We start from the raw sequence: 17,150 nt of genomic DNA, 5'->3' as shown, positions 1-17,150 counted from the left end.
GTCAGCGTTCCTTACGGGTCAGAACGGCTTTCCGCTGTTGAGGTCGATGCCGGCGATCGGCTTCGCGGCGCTGAACTTGCCGTCGTTGAGCCGCATGAAGAAGACGCGGGCGTTGCTGACCCGGTCGAAGCCGGGAACATGTCCCTTCGCGGACGGGGTCCACTTCGGCAGGATGCCGTACAGGTCGATGTCCTTGGCGGTCTTGAGCGCGTCGTTCAGCGACGTCGAGGTGATGTCCCCGGTGATGCCGGCGGCGACCTGGGCCACGACGTGCACGGCCAGCCAGGCCCGCACGCTGGAGGAGTCGCGGGTGGCGGCGTCCTTGTCGCCGGTCTTCGCCTGCGCCTGCAGCTCGGTGGTGAACTGGGCGAGGCCCGGGTAGGTGGCGACCGCGTCGATGGGCGGGTAGGCGCTGACGACCAGCAGGTGGTCGTCCTGCGTGCCGCGGATCTGCGAGAGCACGGAGTTGATCTGCCCGTCGACGGCCCCGACGGTGAACGGCGCCTTGGCCTGGGCGGCTGCCTTGAGGAAGGCGGCGGTCAGCTCGGCGGGCACGACCGACACGGCCGCGTCAGCCTTGGACTGCTCCACGGCCTGGACGGCGGGAGCCAGGTCGGTCGAGGTCAGACCCACCTTCACCGCGGAGGTGGTCTGCAGGCCGGCGGACTGGGCCGCGTGCTCCACGGCGGAGACGTTCGCCGCGGCGGAGGCGAGGTCGAGGGTGACCGTGGTCACCGTCTTGGCGCCCTGGGAGCGCAGCGCGCCCGGCAGGCCCGCGAAGGCCAGCGTGCTCCCGGCGTCGAAGTTGTAGCACGTGGCGCAGGCGTAGTCACCCGGTGTGATGGCGCCGAAGCCGACCAGCGGAATTCCCGCCTTGGCCAGGATCGACGTGACCTGGCTGCCCGAGGTGGAGAACGATCCGACCACGGCGACCGAGTGGTCGCTCACCGCCTGGCGCGCGCACTTGGTCGCGTCGTTCGGGTTGTTGTTCTCGTTGCAGACCTTGATCTCGATCTGCTTGCCGCTGATCCCGCCCTTGGCGTTGACAGCCGCTGCGGCCGCCTTCACCGCGGAGGTGACGTACGGGAGGGTCGGGGGCTTGGAGACGGTGGGAATGATCACGGTGAGGACGATCGCGTCCTTCGGTTTGGCCGTCGTACCCCCCGATCCGCTGCTGCCGCAGGCGGTCATGGCGACAGCTGCGGCACAGACAGCGATCCCACCCGCGGTGACGCGTCGTAACCGGTTCATGTGGAACCCCCATATGTGACATGGCTCTCGGAGCGCCACACCCTACGCATATTTGGGTTCATACGTCTACCTCTTCTAGAGCATCGCCCCCCTTCGGGGACCGAGTCGATGTCGGCGATCGTCGCGTGTCGCGCGGTGACGAGGATCGCCATGGGGCGCCGACGCGCGTTACGGTGATCGGGTGTTGGCGGTCTTCGGCGCGCCCGGGCGGTACGTGCAGGGGCGGGGCGCCACGGCGGAGCTCGGCGCGCAGATGAGCCGGCTGGGGCTCGACGGCCCGGCGCTGATCGTGACCAGTCCGGCGCCGCGCCGCCTGCTGGAACGCGCCTGGGAGTCGGGCCTCACGACGGCCGGGATCGCGTTCGGCGTACTGACGTTCGGCGGGGAGTGCAGCGCGCGGGAGATCGACCGCGTCGTCGCCGCCGCGCGTGGGCAGGGGAGTCGGGTGATCGTCGGGGCGGGCGGCGGAAAGGTGCTCGACACCGCGCGGGCCGCCGCGGCCGCCCTCGACGTGCCGGTCGTGACCTGCCCGACGACGGCGTCGAGTGACGCGCCGTGCAGCGCGCTGTCCGTCGTCTACGCCGACGACGGTGCGTTCGAGCGGTACCTGTTCTACCGCCGCAACCCCGACCTCGTGCTCGTCGACACCGAAGCGGTGGCGCACGCGCCGGTGCGCCTGCTCGTCGCCGGCATGGGCGACGCGCTCGCCACCTGGTACGAGGCCCGCACGGTCCGCGAGGCGCGGGCGCCCAACCAGCTGCACGGCGCGCCGACCGAGACCGCCGGGGCGCTGGCCCGGCTCTGCCTCGACCTTCTGCTCGCCGACGGGCCCGCCGCGGTGCGCGCGGTGTCAACGAGGTCGGTCACGCCCGCGCTGGAGCGGGTCGTCGAGGCGAACACGCTGCTGTCCGGCCTCGGATTCGAATCGGGTGGTCTCGCCGTCGCGCATTCGGTCCACAACGGGCTGACCGTCGCCGCGGGGACGCATCGCTTCCTGCACGGCGAGAAGGTCGCCTTCGGTCTGCTCGTCCAACTCGTCGTCGAGGGCCGCCCCGACAGCGAGCTGAGCGCGGCGCTCGACTTCTGCGCCGCCGTCGGCCTGCCCACCACCCTCGCCGCCATCGGCCTGCCCGACGCCGACCCGGCCACTCTGGAACGCGTCGCCCGGCGCACCCTCGCCGACGGCGAGACCGCCCACCACGAGCCGTTCCCCCTCACCCCCGACATGATCCTCGACGCGATCCGCGCCGCCGACGCCACCGGCCGAGCCCACCGCTGACGCGGTGCGCGGCGCAGTGGGCGCGGCGGGCATCACCGTGGATGTTTACCTGACTCGGCCGATCGCGGCGTAGCTGCTGACCTGTCCGTCGGTGATGTCGCCGATCGCGTCGTCGTCGGGTCGCCAGCGGTGCAGCGCCTGGATGCCGGGGTCGACCAGGTCGAGGCCGTCGAAGTAGCGGGCGATCTCCTCGCGGGTGCGTAGCTGCCCGGCGATGCCCTGGGACTGGTAGGCGCGGCTCGCCTGCCGGGTGACGTCCGCGTCGAAGCCGCCCGGACCCTGGGTGCCCGCCTCCACCACGGCATGTCCTCCCATCAACGGACCTTCTGGCCAATAGAGGTAACGGTATCCCTCCCGGCACGCAGCGCATCAGACGGGCACGCCACTGCGACGCAGTCGCGGCGCCGATCACCCGGGTCACGATCAGATCGTTGACGCGCGACAAAGAAGGCCTGGAGGACCGTCCGGCATCGACCCAGAGCGGACTCTGTGTGGCCAAGCCGAGCGGCCGGTCAGCAGTGCGCGCAGTCCTGGTGCGGCGTGTCGCCGGCGTTCGGCGTGGGGTTGAAAAGGGCGCCGAGGGCGGCGAGGGCGCCGGGGACGGGCCGGTAGTAGGCCCAGACGCCGCGTTTGTCGCGGCTGATCAGGCCGGCGTCGACGAGAACCTTGAGGTGGTGGCTGACGGTGGGTTGGGTGAGGCCGAGGGGTTCGGTGAGTTCGCAGACGCAGGCTTCGCCACCGTCGCGGCCATAGATCATCGACAGGAGTCGGAGCCGGGCGGGGACGGCGATGGCCTTGAGCACGGCCGCGAGCTGCTCGGCTTCAGGTGCGGACAGGGGTGCCGCGGCCAGCGGGGTGCAGCAGGCGCCGATCGCGCCGATCAGATCGCCCGTGGCGTCGTCCGTCCGGTCCGCGGAGGGCGTCGCGGTTGCCGGGAGCGGCATCGTGGTCGTGGCCATGAGGTCCAGCATGCCACGAGGGATTGACAGCGGTCTATGTCAGTGGGCATCCTCCGTATCGACATAGACGACTGTCGATGTGTGAGGTGATCGTGATGGCGCGGGTGCAGTTGGCGTTGAACGTGTCCGATGTGGACGCGGCGGTGGAGTTCTACTCGAAGCTGTTCGGGGTCGGGCCGGCGAAGCGGCGGCCGGGGTACGCGAACTTCGCGGTCGACGTGCCGCCGTTGAAGCTGGTGCTGATCGAGAACCCGGACGCCCGTGGCAGCGGGGTCGCGGGAGCGTTGAACCATCTCGGCGTCGAGGTCGAGACCACCGACGAGGTCACCGCCGCCACGACCCGGCTGGCCGGGGCCGGCCTGGAGACGGCGGTCGAGGAGAACACCGCCTGCTGCTACGCGGTGCAGGACAAGGTCTGGGTCGACGACCCGGATGGTGCGCCGTGGGAGGTCTACACGGTGCTCTCCGACGTCGTCGACGGGTCGGTGCCGACACTGCGGATGGTCGGGCCGGGCGGCGGGCCGGGGTCGGCCTGCGCCTGCGGACCGGGGGTGGACTGCGGCCCGGCCACCGTCGACACCGTCGCCGACACCACAGCCGACACCGTCGAGGTCGCCATCGGACCGGCGCCCGCCGGCGTCCGCTGAACCCCGTGGCGGACATCGAGCCGGGTGACCGGCCGGCGTTGGCGCGGCGGCTGGCCGCCGAGGCGGTGGGCAGCATGCTGCTCGCCGCCCTGGTCATCGGGTCGGGCATCGCCGCGGTCCAGCTCAGCCCCGGCCAGGTCGGGTTGCAGCTGGTGGAGAACGCCGCGGCGACCGCCGCGGGCCTGTTCGCCATCATCCTCATGGTCGGCCCGGTGTCCGGGGCGCACTTCAATCCGGTCGTCAGCCTCGTCGACGCCGTGTTCGGTGGTCTGTCGTGGCGCGACGCCGCCGCCTACCTGCCCGCCCAGGTCGCCGGCTGTGTCGCGGGGGCGGTGCTGGCGAACCTGATGTTCGACCGGTCGGCGGTGTCGATCGCGACGCACCACCGCGCGTCCGGAGCACACCTGCTCGCCGAGGTCGTCGCGACCGCCGGACTCGTCCTGCTGATCTTCGCGCTGGCCCGGTCTGACCGTGCCGAACGGGCCCCGGCCGCGGTCGGCGCCTACATCGGGGCGGCGTACTGGTTCACCAGCTCGACGAGCTTCGCGAATCCGGCGATCACCGTCGGACGGATGTTCTCCGACAGCTTCGCCGGCATCGCCCCCGCCTCCGCACCCGCGTTCGTCGCCGTCCAGATGGTCGGCGGTGCGGTCGGCTACGGGCTGGTCCGACTGTTCTACCCACCCACCGCTGCGGCCCGCGCGCAGGCCGCGCAGATCGTGCTGCCCCATGCCGACCCGGCGGCGACCGTGAACGGCGCGCAGTCGCCTGCATCCCGAGGTGTGTCATGACCGATCCCGCATCCCCCGCCCGGCTGGACGCCTTGACCGGGGTGGACCCGGCGCCCAACTCGTCGGCCGCCGCGGCAGCGAGATCGCCAAACGCGTCGACGCCACCGCGATCCACCACCACATGACCCTCGACGCCGTCAACGACCTCGATCTCGCCTACACCCCGCCCAGAGCACCCTCCCACAGAAGGATCACGCTTCCATGGCCACGAAACCGTCCGTGCTGTTCGTCTGCGTCCACAACGCCGGCCGCTCCCAGATGGCCGCCGGCTGGCTCACCTACCTCGCCGGCGACCGCGTCGAGGTCCGCTCCGCCGGCTCCGCCCCCGCAGGCCACATCAACCCCACCGCCGTCGCCGCCATGGCCGAAGTAGGCATCGACATCACCGACCAGACCCCGAAGATCCTCACCGTCGACGCCGTCGAAGCCTCCGACGTCGTCATCATCATGGGCTGCGGCGACGCCTGCCCGATCTTCCCCGGCAAGCGCTACGAGGACTGGAAACTCGACGACCCCGCCGGCCAGGGCATCCACGCCGTCCGCCCCATCCGCGACGACATCCGCAGCCGTATCGAACAACTCCTCGCCGAACTGCTCCCCGTAGCATCCTGACCGTTGCACCGCGATGATCGATAGCGCTCATCACGTATGCCGCCTCGCCTCTCGGCGAGGCACCCCCGGTCTGACCGGCCGTGGCCGTGCCGGGTTCCCGCTTCCCACACATGCGCAGAACGAGGTGAGAGGTCCCCGGAGACATTTTTTGTGTCCCCCAGGACATCCAGAGAAGAATCGGCGGCCGGGACCGGCGGCACGCCGGCCTCGATGGTGGCTCTCGACGGCCTCGATCTGGTCGAACCGGGCCTGCAGGTCGTCCACCGCTGGCGCCCGGACGGCGACGGCCCCGGCGCGGCCGCCAGCCCCACGGACGCCCAGGTCAGCGTCTACGGTACCGTCGCCCGCAAGGGCTGAACCGGCGGCGAAACCGCGGTTCCCGCGCATTCATGAACCGGCGCACAGGTTCGCCTGACCGCCTTTCCGGAACAGCGGGCTTGGGACGCGGAATCCATCGGACGCTGCTCCCCAACCCCTCCTGCACGGAGCGGAAGGGCCATCGGTTCAAGCATTAAGTGGTGAGGTTTGTCGCTTTGATTTGATCACGCCCCGTGGGGCTACCCTGGGCCACTCTTCTGTCGGCTTACTGACTCAGGGTGGGGTGGGAACGTGGCGTTGCCGCGCGGGCACGAGATCGTGGCGGCGCCGGCGCCGTCGACCCCGCTGGGGCCGTTCCAGGACACGGCGATGGCCTGGACCACCTGGGTCACGCTGATGGGGCTCGTCGGGCTGACCGCGTTCGCCCTGCTCGTCGCGGCCCCGGTCGCGCGGCGGTTCGGCGGTGACGCGACGGCGACGGCACGGCTGGCCCGCGTCGCCGCCCCGCTCGGCGTGCTCGCGGTACCGGCGGTGCTCTCCGACGTCGCCCACCAGGCGTCCGCGACCGGGGGCTTCGACTACTCCGCCGCCTGGAACGCGCTCTACGACGGCAGCAACGCCGGGCGCCTGCTGGGGCTGCAGGTCACGCTGAGCCTGGTCGGCGCGTTGCTCGTCGCGCCGCTCGCGCTGCGCCGCGTCGCCGCCGGCCGGGCGCGGGGCCCGCTGCTGGGCGCCGGTCTGCTGTCCGGCGCGGTGGCGCTTGGCACGACGAAGTTCCCTGTCGCCGTGCCCGACGACGGGGGCCGCACCATCGTCGAGACGGTGATGTGGATGCTGCACCTGTTCGGTGGGTCGATCTGGATCGGGGGCCTCGCCGGGCTGGTACTGCTCGCCCTGCCCGGCGGCGTCGTGACCGGCGGCCCCTCGGTGGGCGGCGCCGCGGCCGGCGGCGAGGCCCTCGAGCGGCCTCGTCACCGCGCCGGGAACGGGGCCGGTGACCAGGCGGCGTTCTGGTCGGCGACCATCCGGCGTTTCTCCGCGGTGGCGATGAGCTGCGTGGCCGCGATCGCGCTGTCCGGACTGTTCCTGTACTGGGAGCACGTCGACGGGCCGTCGCAGCTGCTGTCCACCATGTACGGCCGGGTGCTCGGCGTGAAGATCCTCCTCTTCGGGGCGCTGCTGCTGCTCGGCATGGTCAACCAGTTCTGGCTGCACCCGCGGATCGACGCGCTGCGCGCCGCGGGCGACAGCCGGCCGCTGCGCACGATCATCGCCCGCGAGTTCCCCGCCGTCGTCGCCGTCGAGCTGCTGCTTGGCCTGACGGTGCTGTTCGTCGCCCCGTTCCTGCACGGCTCCGCGCGCAACCAGGCCTTCGCCGCCGACGCCGCCCAGCACGCGACCAGCACCGTCGCCGCCCAGTCCGCCTTTCTCGGCCCGAAGACGGCCAGCACCTCCACCTGGATCTGGGGGACGACGGAGACCATCGTGATCATTGGCGCGATGGCCGGCGGCTACCGGGTGTCCGGCCGCCTCGCCCAGTCCCGCGCCCGCGCGCTCGCCCGCCGGGCACGCGATGGTGGCGACGGCCCGCCGCCATGGCCCGAGGCCACCACCGCGCCGCGGAGGCACCCGGGACGCGCCCGAGGGAGCGATCGGACAGGTAGGCCGACCGCCCGCTGACCTCCGCACCCGCGTCGAATCCGCGACCAGCCCCGCCGGGCAGGCGGTCACCGTCCTGCCCGGCGGGTCGCCGCGACCGCCGTTTCTCCCGCTTCGACGGACACGTGTCAGCGTCAGGGGCAGGTGCCTGTCTCGTTGTGGCGGGAAAGTCGGGCGATATGTGTCGCCAGGGCGGGTCGGGTTTTGGCCGAAAGGCCTTGGGTATATCGACCGCCGCCCCTGGACAAATGCAGGAGCTGGAGGTGTGTCGTGCGCGGAATGTCGAATCTTTGGAAGGCTGTTCTCACGGCGGGAATGGGCGCCTCACTGGCAGTTCTGTCGGCGGTTCCGGCGGGTGCGGCGACCATCAACAATCCGCTGACCGTCACGGGAGGTGTCCGCTGTGTGGTGGGATCGGCTGAATCGCTGTTGATCACCGGCGGTGGTGAGTCGCACGGCGCGACCGTGCGGCCAGGCGGAACGTTCGCCGTGACCTTCGGGAACCCGACCCTGCCGGGCACGGCCACCGCCACGGTGCGCTGCGACATCGCCGGCAGGCGCACCTACGCGAGCACCACGTTTCCCTTCTACCGGCCCGGGGGCGGCCAGCCTCTCGTGGTCAACCTGACCGTCCGCTGACGCGCGGCCTGCGGGGAGCCGCGTCGCGTGGCAGGGCCGGCTCCCCGCCGGTGGCGGTCCGCGCGGCCGCATCCAGCCTCATCGGCCCGGCGGCCCGGTCCGCTCGGGGAGCCCGCGAGCTCAGCTGGCCCGGTCCGCTCAGCCGACGGCCTCGTCGGTGGGGGCGGGCTCGGGGCGCATCGCCCGGGCCGAGCGCGGAGACGGGCCGGGCCGGCGCGGCTCCCGCACGCCCGCCGAGCCGCCGCCGCGGTTCAGCCACAGCGTCACCATCGATCCCGCCGGCACCCGGGCGCCGGACTCGGGGCTCTGGTCGGTGACGACGCCGCGCGGGGGGACGATGTCGGGCGGCAGGTCGGCGGCGTCCGGCTGGACGCCGACCAGACCGACCTCGACGAGCCGGGCCACCGCCGCCTCCCAGGACATGCCGACCACGTCGGGGACGACGACCGACGAGCGGCGGCGCAGCATCTTCGCGGCCCGGCCGACGATGTCGGCGGGCAGCAGGTCGAGCCCGGCGGGCTCCAGCGACGCGGCCGCCTCGGCGTCGGACGCGGCCGCCGCCTTGCCGCCGGACTCGAGCTCGTCCAGGTCGCGCCAGCGTTCCCAGGCCGACTGGCGGGTGACGCCGAGCCGGACGGCGATCTCCGTCCAGGACCGCCGGCCGCGCCGGGCGGCGCGCACCGCGTCGAGCTCGGCCTGGTCGAGCAGCCGGCGCAGCAGGCCGACGTCGGACAGCGCCGTGAGCGCCGCCTCGGCGTCCTGCCGGGACCGCGCGGCCTCCAGTCGCTCGAAGGCCCGCCGCGCCTCCTGCCAGGAACCGTCGCCACTGCCTCGCATGACTGTCAGGATAGCCTGACGCCGGCGTGCTGTCAGGCCCGCGGCGGATCGCTGCGCGGCGCGGGCCGGCCGTCCGGGCCCGCGCCGCCGATGCGCACGGCCAGCAGGGCGGTGTCGTCGTCGTGCTCGATGGACCGGCCGAGCGCCTGCAGCGCCTGGTCGCACAGGTCGTCGGGGTTCTCGTGCCCCGACCCGACCGCGGCGGACCGCAGCAGTTCCATCCCCACGTCGACGGGCCGATGCCGGTCCTCGACCAGCCCGTCGGTGAACAGCAGCAGGGTGCTGTCGGGGTCGACGTGGTGCTCGGTCTCGGCGTAGTCGGGCAGCCCGGTGCCCAGCGGCGGGCCGGGATCCACGGGCAGGTAGCGGGCGGGCCCGTCCGGCGGGACCAGCAGCGGCGGCAGATGCCCGGCCGAGGCGACGACGAGACGCCCGCTGGCCGGGTCGAGCACGGCCAGCGCCGCGGTGGCGATCCGGCCCTGCTCCAGGCGGGTGGTGGCGGCGTCAAGCTGGGTGAGGGTCTCCGCCGGGCTCGCCCGCGCGAGGGCGTGCACCCGCACGGCGGCCCGCAGCTGGCCCATCGTCGCCGCCGCGTGGATGCCATGGCCCATCACGTCCCCGATGACCAGCGCCACCCGGCCGTCGTCGAGGGGCAGCACGTCATACCAGTCGCCGCCGACGAGCGCGCCGGCGCTGCCGGGCAGGTACCGCCAGGCGAAGTCCAGGCCGGGCAGCTCCGGCAGCCGCTGCGGCAGCAGGCTGCGCTGCAGGGTGACCGCGGTGCGCCGCTCCTGCTCGTAGAGGCGGGCGTTGCCGATCGCCACCGTCGCCCGGTCGACGAGTTCGGCGACGACCCGGTGATCGTCCTCCTCGTAGCCGCGCCCCGCCGCGGCGACCAGACCGACGGCGGCGACCGGCCGCCCGCCCAGCACCAGCGGCAGCGCCAGGCGCGTCCCGTCCGGCGAACTGGTCACCCGGCCGGTGCGCAGCGCCCGCGTCATCCCGCCGCGGTCGGGCACGGTGCGAGCCGGGTCGGCGTCGGCGGGATCCGTGCCGCCGAGGGAGAGGTCCGTCCGGTCGGCGACCGCGACCACCCGCACGCCGCCCTCGTCGTCGACCTGGCAGGCCGCGGCCCGCGCCGCGTGCCAGGGAACGAGCAGGCCGACGAGGTGTTCCAGGATCCGCGAGGTCTGCAGGGTGGAGGTGAACAGGTCGGTGGCGGCGGCGAACAGGGTGGTGCGCTCCCGCGCGGCCCGCTCGACCGCGAACAGCCGGGCCCGCTCCAGCGCCAGCCCCGTCTGGGTCGCCAGGGCCTGCACGAACGCACGCTCGTCGTCGTCGAACAGCCGCGAGTGGTCGAAGGAGAACCGCAGCGCGCCGAGGGTGCGCTCCCCGGCGAACAGGGGCAGCACGCACAGCGCCGCCGCCGTCGGCTCCAGCTCGGCGAGGTCGGGATAGCGGACGTCCCGGTCGCGGCGCGACTCCAGCCACACCGGCTCCCCGGTGCGCAGCGCGTCCGTCGCCGGCAGCCGGTCGGTGAGCCGCTCCGCCCGCAACGTCGCGATCATGCTCTCGCCGTAGCCGACCGAGCCGGGCACGTCCAGGCGGCCCGCGCCGCGCGGCACCAGCAGCACCCCGCCGGACGCGCCGAGCACCGCCGTGCCCTCGCGCACGGCGGCGGCGGCGACCTGCTCGGCGGTGGTCGCCTGGGCCAGCGCCGCGGTGACCCGCTGCAGCCGCGCCGCCCGCTGCGCGGTGCGCTGGGCGGCGACGACCGCGCCGAGGGTGTCCAGCAGGTACTGCTCGAGACTGCGGGTGCGCACCGGGCCCTCGCCGCGCTCGGCCGCGCGCAGCTGCTCGATGAGCGCCCCGATGTACCAGCGGCGGAACGCCACATGCTGGGGCGGCGACTCGACGGTCAGCAGCCGCGCCGCACGGGCGTAGGTCTCGATCTCCTCCAGCGCGGCCAGGTACTGCTCGGCGTCGGTCGCGGCGCTGGCCGGCAGCACCAGCTCCAGCGGCGTGCGCGGCCGGCCCGCGGCCGCCGCCGCCAGCGCCTGACGCTTGATCGCCTGCCGTGGCCCGGTGAACTTGCTGGTCACGGTCGTGAGCAGTTCGGCGAGCCGCTCGGGCACCGCCGTCGCCACACCCGCCGCCGCACCCGCCGCGACCAGCGCGAACTCCCGCACCAGCCCGTCGACGTGGTTCTTCGCGGCCAGCAGCAGGTCGGTCGGCACGTCCCCGAGACGGACGAGGTGACCCGGTGACGACCGGGGCGCCCCCACCGGCTGCGTCTGTGCCATCACACCGCGGATCGGCAGCCCGCCGGCCTGTCCCGGCACCGCCGCACCCCTGATCCCGGCCGCGCCGGCGTCACCCGCCCCGGCGTCACCGGGGCCGTCCTCGCCGCCCTCCACCGGGCCGAACTCCGCCCAGACGACCTTGCCGCCGGGCGCCGGCTCGACGCCCCAGCGGCTGGCCGCCGCCGCCACCAGCGCCATGCCCCGCCCGGTCAGACCGTCCCCGCCCGCGGGCGGGCGCACCGGCGGGACATGGCTCGCATCGCCCACCTCGACGCGCAGCGCCGCGCCGCCGGTGAGCACCCGTACCTCCACCGGCGGCGCGCCGTGCAGCAGCGCGTTGGTCGCGAGCTCGCTCAGCACGAGCCGCACGTCGTCGGTCAGCGACTCCCACCGGCTGCCGGCGAGCAGCCGGGTCGCCACCCTGCGCACCTGGTCGATGCCGCCGCGACGTCCGTCCACCCGCAACGCCGCGCCCTCCACCGGGCCCGCGGCGCCCGGGCCTGGCGCGCTGACTGCCTCCGCCGGGCCGTCGGCCTCAGCTGAGCCGTGTCCGTTCACGCTGACCGGCCTCCTGCCCTTCCGCGGCGTCCAGCATGCCAGACAAGTCCGGCGGATGACCCCCGTCGGCGGCCGGGGTGAACAACGCGCCCAGCTCGCCGATCACCCCTGTGAGCTGCGGCGGATCGAGGACACGGAACGGTGCGCCGACGAGGGTGAGCAACATCGCCGCCCAGGCGAGCGAATCCGCCTCCATCCGCAGCCGGCACGATCCGGCGTCGACCTCCTCGACGGTGCCCCATCCGCCGACCGTGCGGGCGACCCGCCCGGCCGACCCGGAAGGTGCGCCAGTCGTCCCGGTCGGCGTCGAAGGCCAGCAGATACCAGCGGCCGCCGAGGGCGACGGCCTCCTCGTCGTCGAGCAGCGGCGACAGCAACCGCAGCATCCGGGCGCTCGGATCCGCCATCGCCGCTGCCTCGCCTCGTCGAGCCCTGCTCGCAGGACGGACCGGGCGCCCTCGCGAGCGGCGCGCGGGGCCCCGGGCCGGGAAGGGACCATGATAACGGGTGGCTGGCTGGACAGCGGCCGGCTAGAACAGCGTCCGGGGGCGGACGCCGTTGGCGAGGTCGACCAGGGCGTGGCGATCCTGGGGTGTCGCCGCGTGGCGGGCCAGCGTCCGGTAGGCGCGTTCCAGGCCGCCGCGCAGCGCCGCGGGCCGCAGCGGCACTCCCGCGACCGTCACCGCCGGGTCCTCGGCCGCCGACCCGGCGGTGACCAGCGCCAGCGCCCCGGCGAGCAGATCCCTGGCCAGCGCCGCGCGCGCCGCCGGGTCGAGGACCGCGTCGGCCTCCAGCTCGGCGAGCACCGCCGACGCGGCGGTGAGGCCCGCGAGATCCGGCGCCGCCGGCCCGTCGGTGCCGAGCACCCGCACCAGCAGCACCCGCGCCTCGACACCCCTCGGCGACGACGGGGCAACCCGCCGCAGCGCCGCGGCCGCGCCGTCGCGGTCCCCGTCGGCGGCGCGGACCCGGGCCAGCGCGAACGCCGCCCCGGTGAGGCCCGGGTCGGCGTCGGCGACCAGCTGGTAGTACCGCGCCGCGCCGGTCGCGTCGCCGGCCGCCTCGGCGGCGCACCCGAGCGCCAGCTTCGGCGCGATCTCCCCGGGCACCTCGTCGTAGACCCGCTCGAAGGAGCGGACCGCCGCGGCCGCCTCCCCGGTGGCGAGCTGCAGCACGCCGCGCTGCCAGGCCACCCGCCAGGAGCGCGGGTCGTCGGCCTCGAGCCGGTCGAGCAGCGCCCGCGCGGCGTCGTGCTCGCCGAGCCGGGCGCGCAGGTCGGCGAGGAGCAGACGGGCCGCCGGGCTGGTGGCGCCCAGCGCGTCGAGCAGGCCGGCGAGGCGCGCGGGCGGCAGGTCGGCGGGCAGCGCGGCGAGCGCGCCGGCCGCCGGGTCGGCCGGGTCGGGCAGCAGGCCCGGCAGCAGCCGCCACGGCGCCGCCTGCCCGCCCGGGTCGGTGTCGGTCCCGAACAGGGTGCTGCGCGGCGGATCCGGTGGCGGGGCCGTGCCGTTGGCCGCGGCGATCTCCCGGCGGACGCCGAGCAGCGCGCCGCGCAGCTCGTCGGCGCCGGTGAAGCGTCGCCTCGGATCGTCCGCGGTCGCCTTCGCCAGCAGCCGCCGCAACGACTCGTGCCGCGCGGGGGCGTCGCCGGCGTACCCGGCGAGCATCCGGCCGACCGTGCGCACCTCGTCCGTGGCGTCCCGGCGGTGCGGACCGCGCCCCGCCCGGGAGCGGGCGGGGTCCGGTCCCCGGCGACGCGCAGCGGCGACCGGGTCCGGGGGATCGACGCGGTGGATCGCCTCCGGGCGGGCCAGCCGCGCCCGGCCGTCCCGGCCGACCAGGACGGCGTCCGGGGTGAGATCGTCGTGGGCCAGGCCGCGGCCGCGCAGGTAGGCGAGCCCGGCCAGCACGGCGAGCAGGTGGTCGATCGCCTCGGGGAGGGCCAGCGGCGCGCCACGATGGCGCGGCAGCTCGCGCAGTGATGTCCCCTCGATGTCGTCCAGGACGGCGTAGCCCTGGCCGCGGTGCTCGACGAGCGCGTGGACCCGCACGATCGCCGGATGGTCGAGCTCGGTGAGGAACTCCCGATCCCCGGGCAGGGGCCGCACCACGACCCAGCCTGGCGCGGGACCGGCCACGGCGGCACCTCCGCCCGAGGCGGACCCGGCGCCCGAGGCGGACCGGGTGGATCCGGTGGCCGGTGCGGGGTCACGGGCCAGGTAGAGCCAGCCCTGCCCGCCGTGCGCGAGCGCCCCGGCGATCTCCCAGCGGCCGATCCGGTCACCGGCGTGCAGCGGCGGGCGCAGCGAGTAGGGCTGCCCGCAGCCCGCGCAGTATCCTTCGGCCAACGCCGGCCGCTCCCCCCGCGCGCGTCCCACCGGGTCGCCGCAGCGGGTGCAGATCCGCAGTCGTTGCGGCAGGCGGGGATCGGCCAGCAGGCGCGACCGGGGATCGGCCGGCCGGTCCGCCGGTGGGCGGTCCGACGACGGGTCGGTGTCGGGCATGCGCACGTGCTCCCTGTCGTCCCGTCAGTCCCGGTAGGTGGCCGCGGGCGCAGGCGGGGGCGTGCCGCGCAGCCAGCGGGTGTAGCTCCGCCCCCAGGCGCCGTCCAGTTCGCGGGCCGCGAGCACGGCGTTGACGAACCGGGTGAGACCCGGCGCCGAGCGGGCGACCACCATGGCCACCTGGTCCGTCCGCCGGGCGGCGAGGCCGACGACGTGCGTGGCCGGATCCTGCGCGGCAAGCCCCACCAGCGTCGTCTCGTCGCCGGTGACCGCCTCGACGCCGCCGCGCTGCAGCGTCACGAGGCAGTCGGCCGCCGCGGCCGCGCCCGCCACCGCGCACGTCCGGTGGCCCCGAAGGTCCTCCAGCCGGCGGATCGACGACGTCCGGGCGAGGAGCGCGGCGGGCGCGGTCACGAAGTAGGGCGCGGAGAAGTCGACCAGCTCGGAGCGTTCGCAGGTGACCGTCACGCCGGCGGCGGCGACGTCGAGCTCCCCGCGGCGGACCAGCTCGACCGCCTGCGCCGTCGTGACCGGGCGTAGCCGCACCCGGCCGTCCGCGCCGAACAGGGCCCGGCCGACCTGGTTCGCGACGTCCACCTCGAAGCCCTCCAGTCGGCCGGTGCCCGGCTGCAGCGAGCCGAACGGCGCCGCGTCCGAGCGCACCCCGACGCGCAGGTATCCCCGGCGCACCACGGCGGCGACGTCCGGATCCGGCGAGGGTCCCGGCGTCGGTCCCGGCGCAGCTGCAAGCGACGGTCCCGGCGGCGCGACCGGTGCCGGGCGCAGACTCCCCGCGGGCAGGCGGCACGGCGGCGCCGTCGATCCTGTTCCCGCGGAGGGGCCGGCGGGCGACGCGGCGTCGCCGAGCGGGCGTGCCTGCGGCGGGAGCGGGCTGGGCACGGCGGCGCAGCCGGCGAGGGCGATCAGCAGCGCCAGCACCGCCGCGCGAGTCGCCTTCGCGGCGGCCCCCGCGCCGCCGCGGGCGACCGGCGCGCCACCACTCCGTGCGAACCCGGACATACCAGTCGTGCCCGTGCGTACCACTGCCCCGCTCAAGTCCCTTCGTGGTCGTCCCGCCTGGCGGGGCCGTCACCGCCTGGCCGTCCCGGCGCCAGGCGACGATCGATGGTAGGTCGGGCGCGGCCGGGGTGGCGGTGCGGTGTCGCGTTGTCGTCACCACGTGCGGCCCGACCTGGCCCGGGCCGTGTGCGTGGCCTGCGCCGTCGGTCGCGCCGGCGGCTGGGAGGTGCCTCGCGTCACCCGCCGTCCGGGTGATGCCCCCGCGGCTGGCGGTAGTCGTTGATGCGCACCTGGATGCCGACCAGGGTCAGCACGGCGGCGAGCCCGAGGGACAGGGACAGGGCGGCGGGCAGCGAGCGCAGCGGTGCCCCGGCCTGCGTCAGGTGCCCGGTGAGCCGGCCGCTGGCCGCGGCGACCACCGCGGCGGACGCCTGGTCGAAGCGGTGGAACGCGATCGTGTCCGGGCCCTGCAGCAGGGCGAGCGCCGTCGGCAGGCCACCCGGTTCGTCGAGGTGGGCGCGGACCTGGGCCGCGTTGGTCTGATGGACCTGCCAGACGGGGCCGAGCGGCGCGGCCGGCCCCTCGAGCCCGGCGGGAACCGTGAGGCCCGCGAGCAGGCCGGGCGGCGCGGAGCCGGTGGTAGGGCCGGTGGCGGGGTCGGCGGCGGTGACGAGGTCGCCGCCGGGGTCGTAGCCGAGGCGGAGGGTGGCCGCGTCCGCATCGGCGTCGTGGGCGGCGGCGTCCGCCGGGCTGATCAGGGCGAGGTTCTCGTCGGCCCAGGCCCGCAGGCCCAGCGCGCGCGCCTGCCCGGCCGCCGTCAGCGGGCGGAAGCCCTGGTCGCGGGCGTCCAGCAAGTGGGCACGCTGGACCGCGAAGGCGGTCAGGGCCCAGCCCACCGCGATCGCGGCGAGCAGGGTGGCGGCGACCAGCGCCGGATTGAGGATGCGGTTGGTGCGCCGGAACAGCCGGATCTGGACGACGACGAGCATCGCCACGCTCACCAGGCCCGCCGCGGCGACGACGAGCGGGCCGAGCGCGCCGCTGGCCCGCCGGCTGTCCCGGTCGACGCGGGCCGCCTCGGCGGTGACGAGCCGGTCGGCGGCGGGCAGGAGCGCGGCGCGCATCAGCGCCGACCCCGACCGCAGGTAGGCGCCACCGACGGTGGACCCGAGCCGGGTGTACGCCCGAGCCAGCTCCACCTGCCCGGCGTACTCCGGCAGCCGCTGGCTGAGGACGGTCAGCGCACCGGGCGCGCCGGCATCGTGGCCGACGCGGGCGAGCTCGACGATCCGCGCGCCGGCGTCGGCGACGGCCCGCTGGTAGGCCGTGCGCGGATCCGGCCGCACGGCGGCGGGCACCGTGGCGCCCGGCAGCAGCTCCCGTGCCGCGGCGGCGTCGGCGGCGGCGAGGTCCGCGCGCAGGCTCTCGGCGGCGACGACCGCGGCGACGTGCGTGCCGGCGAGCGCGTGCGTCGCGTGCTGGCGGACCCGCACCGTGGTGAACGCCGCGGCCCACAGCGCGACCAGCATCGCCGCGACCAGGATCGACAGCAGGCGCAGCCGGCCGGGCGGGGTGGCCAGGCGCCTGCGCGGCCGGCCCACGTCAACGGGTGGCGCTGCCGTGTCGACGGCGGTCATGAAGTGGATCTTAGGGGACAGGGGACGTCCCGGGACAGGTCCGACGTTACGGGACCGTCACATCACAGCGGGGGTCGTCGCGCCCCCACGAACGGGCCGGTGTTTGGATGACGGGCGTGGGCGGGGCAGGCGGCGGGAT

At 75.1% G+C, this 17,150-nt stretch carries 16 protein-coding genes and 1 pseudogene; 7 read left to right on the top strand and 10 right to left on the bottom strand.

Translation table 11 applies throughout. From position 1 onward, the window contains the following. Positions 1 to 18: 18 nt before the first annotated feature. Positions 19 to 1,191: an ABC transporter substrate-binding protein gene (locus tag C1A33_RS19195; RefSeq protein ID WP_165818466.1), complete on the bottom strand. Its 1,173-nt coding sequence runs from the start codon at positions 1,189 to 1,191 to the stop codon at positions 19 to 21. Between the two features lie 241 nt (positions 1,192 to 1,432). Between C1A33_RS19195 and C1A33_RS19190 the strand changes: the two genes are divergently transcribed. Continuing rightward, positions 1,433 to 2,530 carry a glycerol dehydrogenase gene (locus tag C1A33_RS19190; protein WP_101832830.1) on the top strand — a complete coding sequence of 366 codons (1,098 nt, stop codon included), beginning with the start codon at positions 1,433 to 1,435 and terminating at the stop codon, positions 2,528 to 2,530. Positions 2,531 to 2,575: 45 nt separating this feature from the next. Here the strand turns inward: C1A33_RS19190 and C1A33_RS19185 are convergent, their stop codons facing one another. Further along, positions 2,576 to 2,845: an SAM-dependent methyltransferase gene (locus C1A33_RS19185; RefSeq protein WP_101832829.1), complete on the bottom strand. Its 270-nt coding sequence runs from the start codon at positions 2,843 to 2,845 to the stop codon at positions 2,576 to 2,578. 197 nt (positions 2,846 to 3,042) lie between these two features. Continuing rightward, on the bottom strand, positions 3,043 to 3,489 hold the full coding sequence (locus tag C1A33_RS19180) for an ArsR/SmtB family transcription factor (protein WP_101832859.1): 447 nt from the start codon (positions 3,487 to 3,489) through the stop codon (positions 3,043 to 3,045). Positions 3,490 to 3,584: 95 nt separating this feature from the next. On the opposite strand from C1A33_RS19180, the gene C1A33_RS19175 reads away from it, so the two are divergent. From C1A33_RS19175 to C1A33_RS36765, 6 genes are all read left to right on the top strand, one after another. After that, positions 3,585 to 4,136 (top strand): ArsI/CadI family heavy metal resistance metalloenzyme, encoded by a 552-nt coding sequence (locus C1A33_RS19175; RefSeq protein ID WP_101832858.1) that lies wholly within the window; start codon positions 3,585 to 3,587, stop codon positions 4,134 to 4,136. A gap of 74 nt (positions 4,137 to 4,210) precedes the next feature. Beyond that, the gene (locus C1A33_RS35840) at positions 4,211 to 4,927 is read left to right on the top strand and encodes an aquaporin (RefSeq protein WP_423748108.1); all 717 of its coding nucleotides are present in this window, start codon (positions 4,211 to 4,213) and stop codon (positions 4,925 to 4,927) included. A 201-nt stretch (positions 4,928 to 5,128) separates the two neighbouring features. Beyond that, entirely contained in the window at positions 5,129 to 5,539 is a 411-nt protein-coding gene (locus C1A33_RS35835; protein WP_101832827.1) for an arsenate reductase ArsC, read from the top strand. Positions 5,540 to 5,749: 210 nt separating this feature from the next. Next, on the top strand, positions 5,750 to 5,896 hold the full coding sequence (locus C1A33_RS36770) for an SAM-dependent methyltransferase (RefSeq protein ID WP_423748107.1): 147 nt from the start codon (positions 5,750 to 5,752) through the stop codon (positions 5,894 to 5,896). Between the two features lie 252 nt (positions 5,897 to 6,148). Then, complete coding sequence (locus C1A33_RS19155) at positions 6,149 to 7,537, top strand: CopD family protein (protein ID WP_243407726.1); 1,389 nt, start codon at positions 6,149 to 6,151, stop codon at positions 7,535 to 7,537. Positions 7,538 to 7,921: 384 nt separating this feature from the next. Continuing rightward, complete coding sequence (locus C1A33_RS36765; protein WP_243407725.1) at positions 7,922 to 8,155, top strand: hypothetical protein; 234 nt, start codon at positions 7,922 to 7,924, stop codon at positions 8,153 to 8,155. Positions 8,156 to 8,293: 138 nt separating this feature from the next. Here C1A33_RS36765 and C1A33_RS35830 read toward each other — a convergent pair whose 3' ends face one another. From C1A33_RS35830 to C1A33_RS19120, 7 genes and pseudogenes are all read right to left on the bottom strand, one after another. Beyond that, positions 8,294 to 8,992 carry a PASTA domain-containing protein gene (locus C1A33_RS35830; protein ID WP_207770384.1) on the bottom strand — a complete coding sequence of 233 codons (699 nt, stop codon included), beginning with the start codon at positions 8,990 to 8,992 and terminating at the stop codon, positions 8,294 to 8,296. A 32-nt stretch (positions 8,993 to 9,024) separates the two neighbouring features. After that, positions 9,025 to 11,853 (bottom strand): SpoIIE family protein phosphatase, encoded by a 2,829-nt coding sequence (locus C1A33_RS19140; RefSeq protein ID WP_243407724.1) that lies wholly within the window; start codon positions 11,851 to 11,853, stop codon positions 9,025 to 9,027. After that, on the bottom strand, positions 11,831 to 12,175 hold the full coding sequence (locus C1A33_RS38400; RefSeq protein WP_480014576.1) for a WCX domain-containing protein: 345 nt from the start codon (positions 12,173 to 12,175) through the stop codon (positions 11,831 to 11,833). Before C1A33_RS38400 ends, C1A33_RS19140 begins: the two co-directional genes overlap by 23 nt. Further along, positions 12,156 to 12,239, bottom strand: a pseudogene (locus C1A33_RS38020) (hypothetical protein); the annotation flags it as partial. The pseudogene C1A33_RS38020 and the gene C1A33_RS38400, both read right to left, overlap by 20 nt. A gap of 144 nt (positions 12,240 to 12,383) precedes the next feature. Further along, entirely contained in the window at positions 12,384 to 14,354 is a 1,971-nt protein-coding gene (locus tag C1A33_RS19130; protein WP_101832824.1) for a tetratricopeptide repeat protein, read from the bottom strand. A gap of 24 nt (positions 14,355 to 14,378) precedes the next feature. Beyond that, positions 14,379 to 15,374: a transporter substrate-binding domain-containing protein gene (locus C1A33_RS19125; protein ID WP_101832823.1), complete on the bottom strand. Its 996-nt coding sequence runs from the start codon at positions 15,372 to 15,374 to the stop codon at positions 14,379 to 14,381. A gap of 236 nt (positions 15,375 to 15,610) precedes the next feature. Further along, on the bottom strand, positions 15,611 to 17,011 hold the full coding sequence (locus C1A33_RS19120; RefSeq protein ID WP_101832822.1) for a hypothetical protein: 1,401 nt from the start codon (positions 17,009 to 17,011) through the stop codon (positions 15,611 to 15,613). Positions 17,012 to 17,150: the final 139 nt, after the last annotated feature.

It is taken from the genome of Frankia canadensis (assembly GCF_900197875.1).
Taxonomy (GTDB): domain Bacteria; phylum Actinomycetota; class Actinomycetes; order Frankiales; family Frankiaceae; genus Frankia; species Frankia canadensis.
This window is presented reverse-complemented; position numbering and strand designations above follow the sequence as displayed.

Excerpts from the sequence above, each read along its gene's own strand:
- C1A33_RS19195 (WP_165818466.1), bottom strand. The coding sequence starts at position 1,191 with ATGACCGCCTGCGGCAGCAGCGGATCGGGGGGTACGACGGCCAAACCG.
- C1A33_RS19185 (WP_101832829.1), bottom strand. The coding sequence starts at position 2,845 with ATGGGAGGACATGCCGTGGTGGAGGCGGGCACCCAGGGTCCGGGCGGC.
- C1A33_RS19180 (WP_101832859.1), bottom strand. The coding sequence starts at position 3,489 with ATGGCCACGACCACGATGCCGCTCCCGGCAACCGCGACGCCCTCCGCG.
- C1A33_RS19175 (WP_101832858.1), top strand. The coding sequence starts at position 3,585 with ATGGCGCGGGTGCAGTTGGCGTTGAACGTGTCCGATGTGGACGCGGCG.
- C1A33_RS35840 (WP_423748108.1), top strand. The coding sequence starts at position 4,211 with ATGCTGCTCGCCGCCCTGGTCATCGGGTCGGGCATCGCCGCGGTCCAG.
- C1A33_RS35835 (WP_101832827.1), top strand. The coding sequence starts at position 5,129 with ATGGCCACGAAACCGTCCGTGCTGTTCGTCTGCGTCCACAACGCCGGC.
- C1A33_RS36770 (WP_423748107.1), top strand. The coding sequence starts at position 5,750 with ATGGTGGCTCTCGACGGCCTCGATCTGGTCGAACCGGGCCTGCAGGTC.
- C1A33_RS35830 (WP_207770384.1), bottom strand. The coding sequence starts at position 8,992 with ATGCGAGGCAGTGGCGACGGTTCCTGGCAGGAGGCGCGGCGGGCCTTC.
- C1A33_RS19130 (WP_101832824.1), bottom strand. The coding sequence starts at position 14,354 with ATGCCCGACACCGACCCGTCGTCGGACCGCCCACCGGCGGACCGGCCG.
- C1A33_RS19125 (WP_101832823.1), bottom strand. The coding sequence starts at position 15,374 with ATGTCCGGGTTCGCACGGAGTGGTGGCGCGCCGGTCGCCCGCGGCGGC.
- C1A33_RS19120 (WP_101832822.1), bottom strand. The coding sequence starts at position 17,011 with ATGACCGCCGTCGACACGGCAGCGCCACCCGTTGACGTGGGCCGGCCG.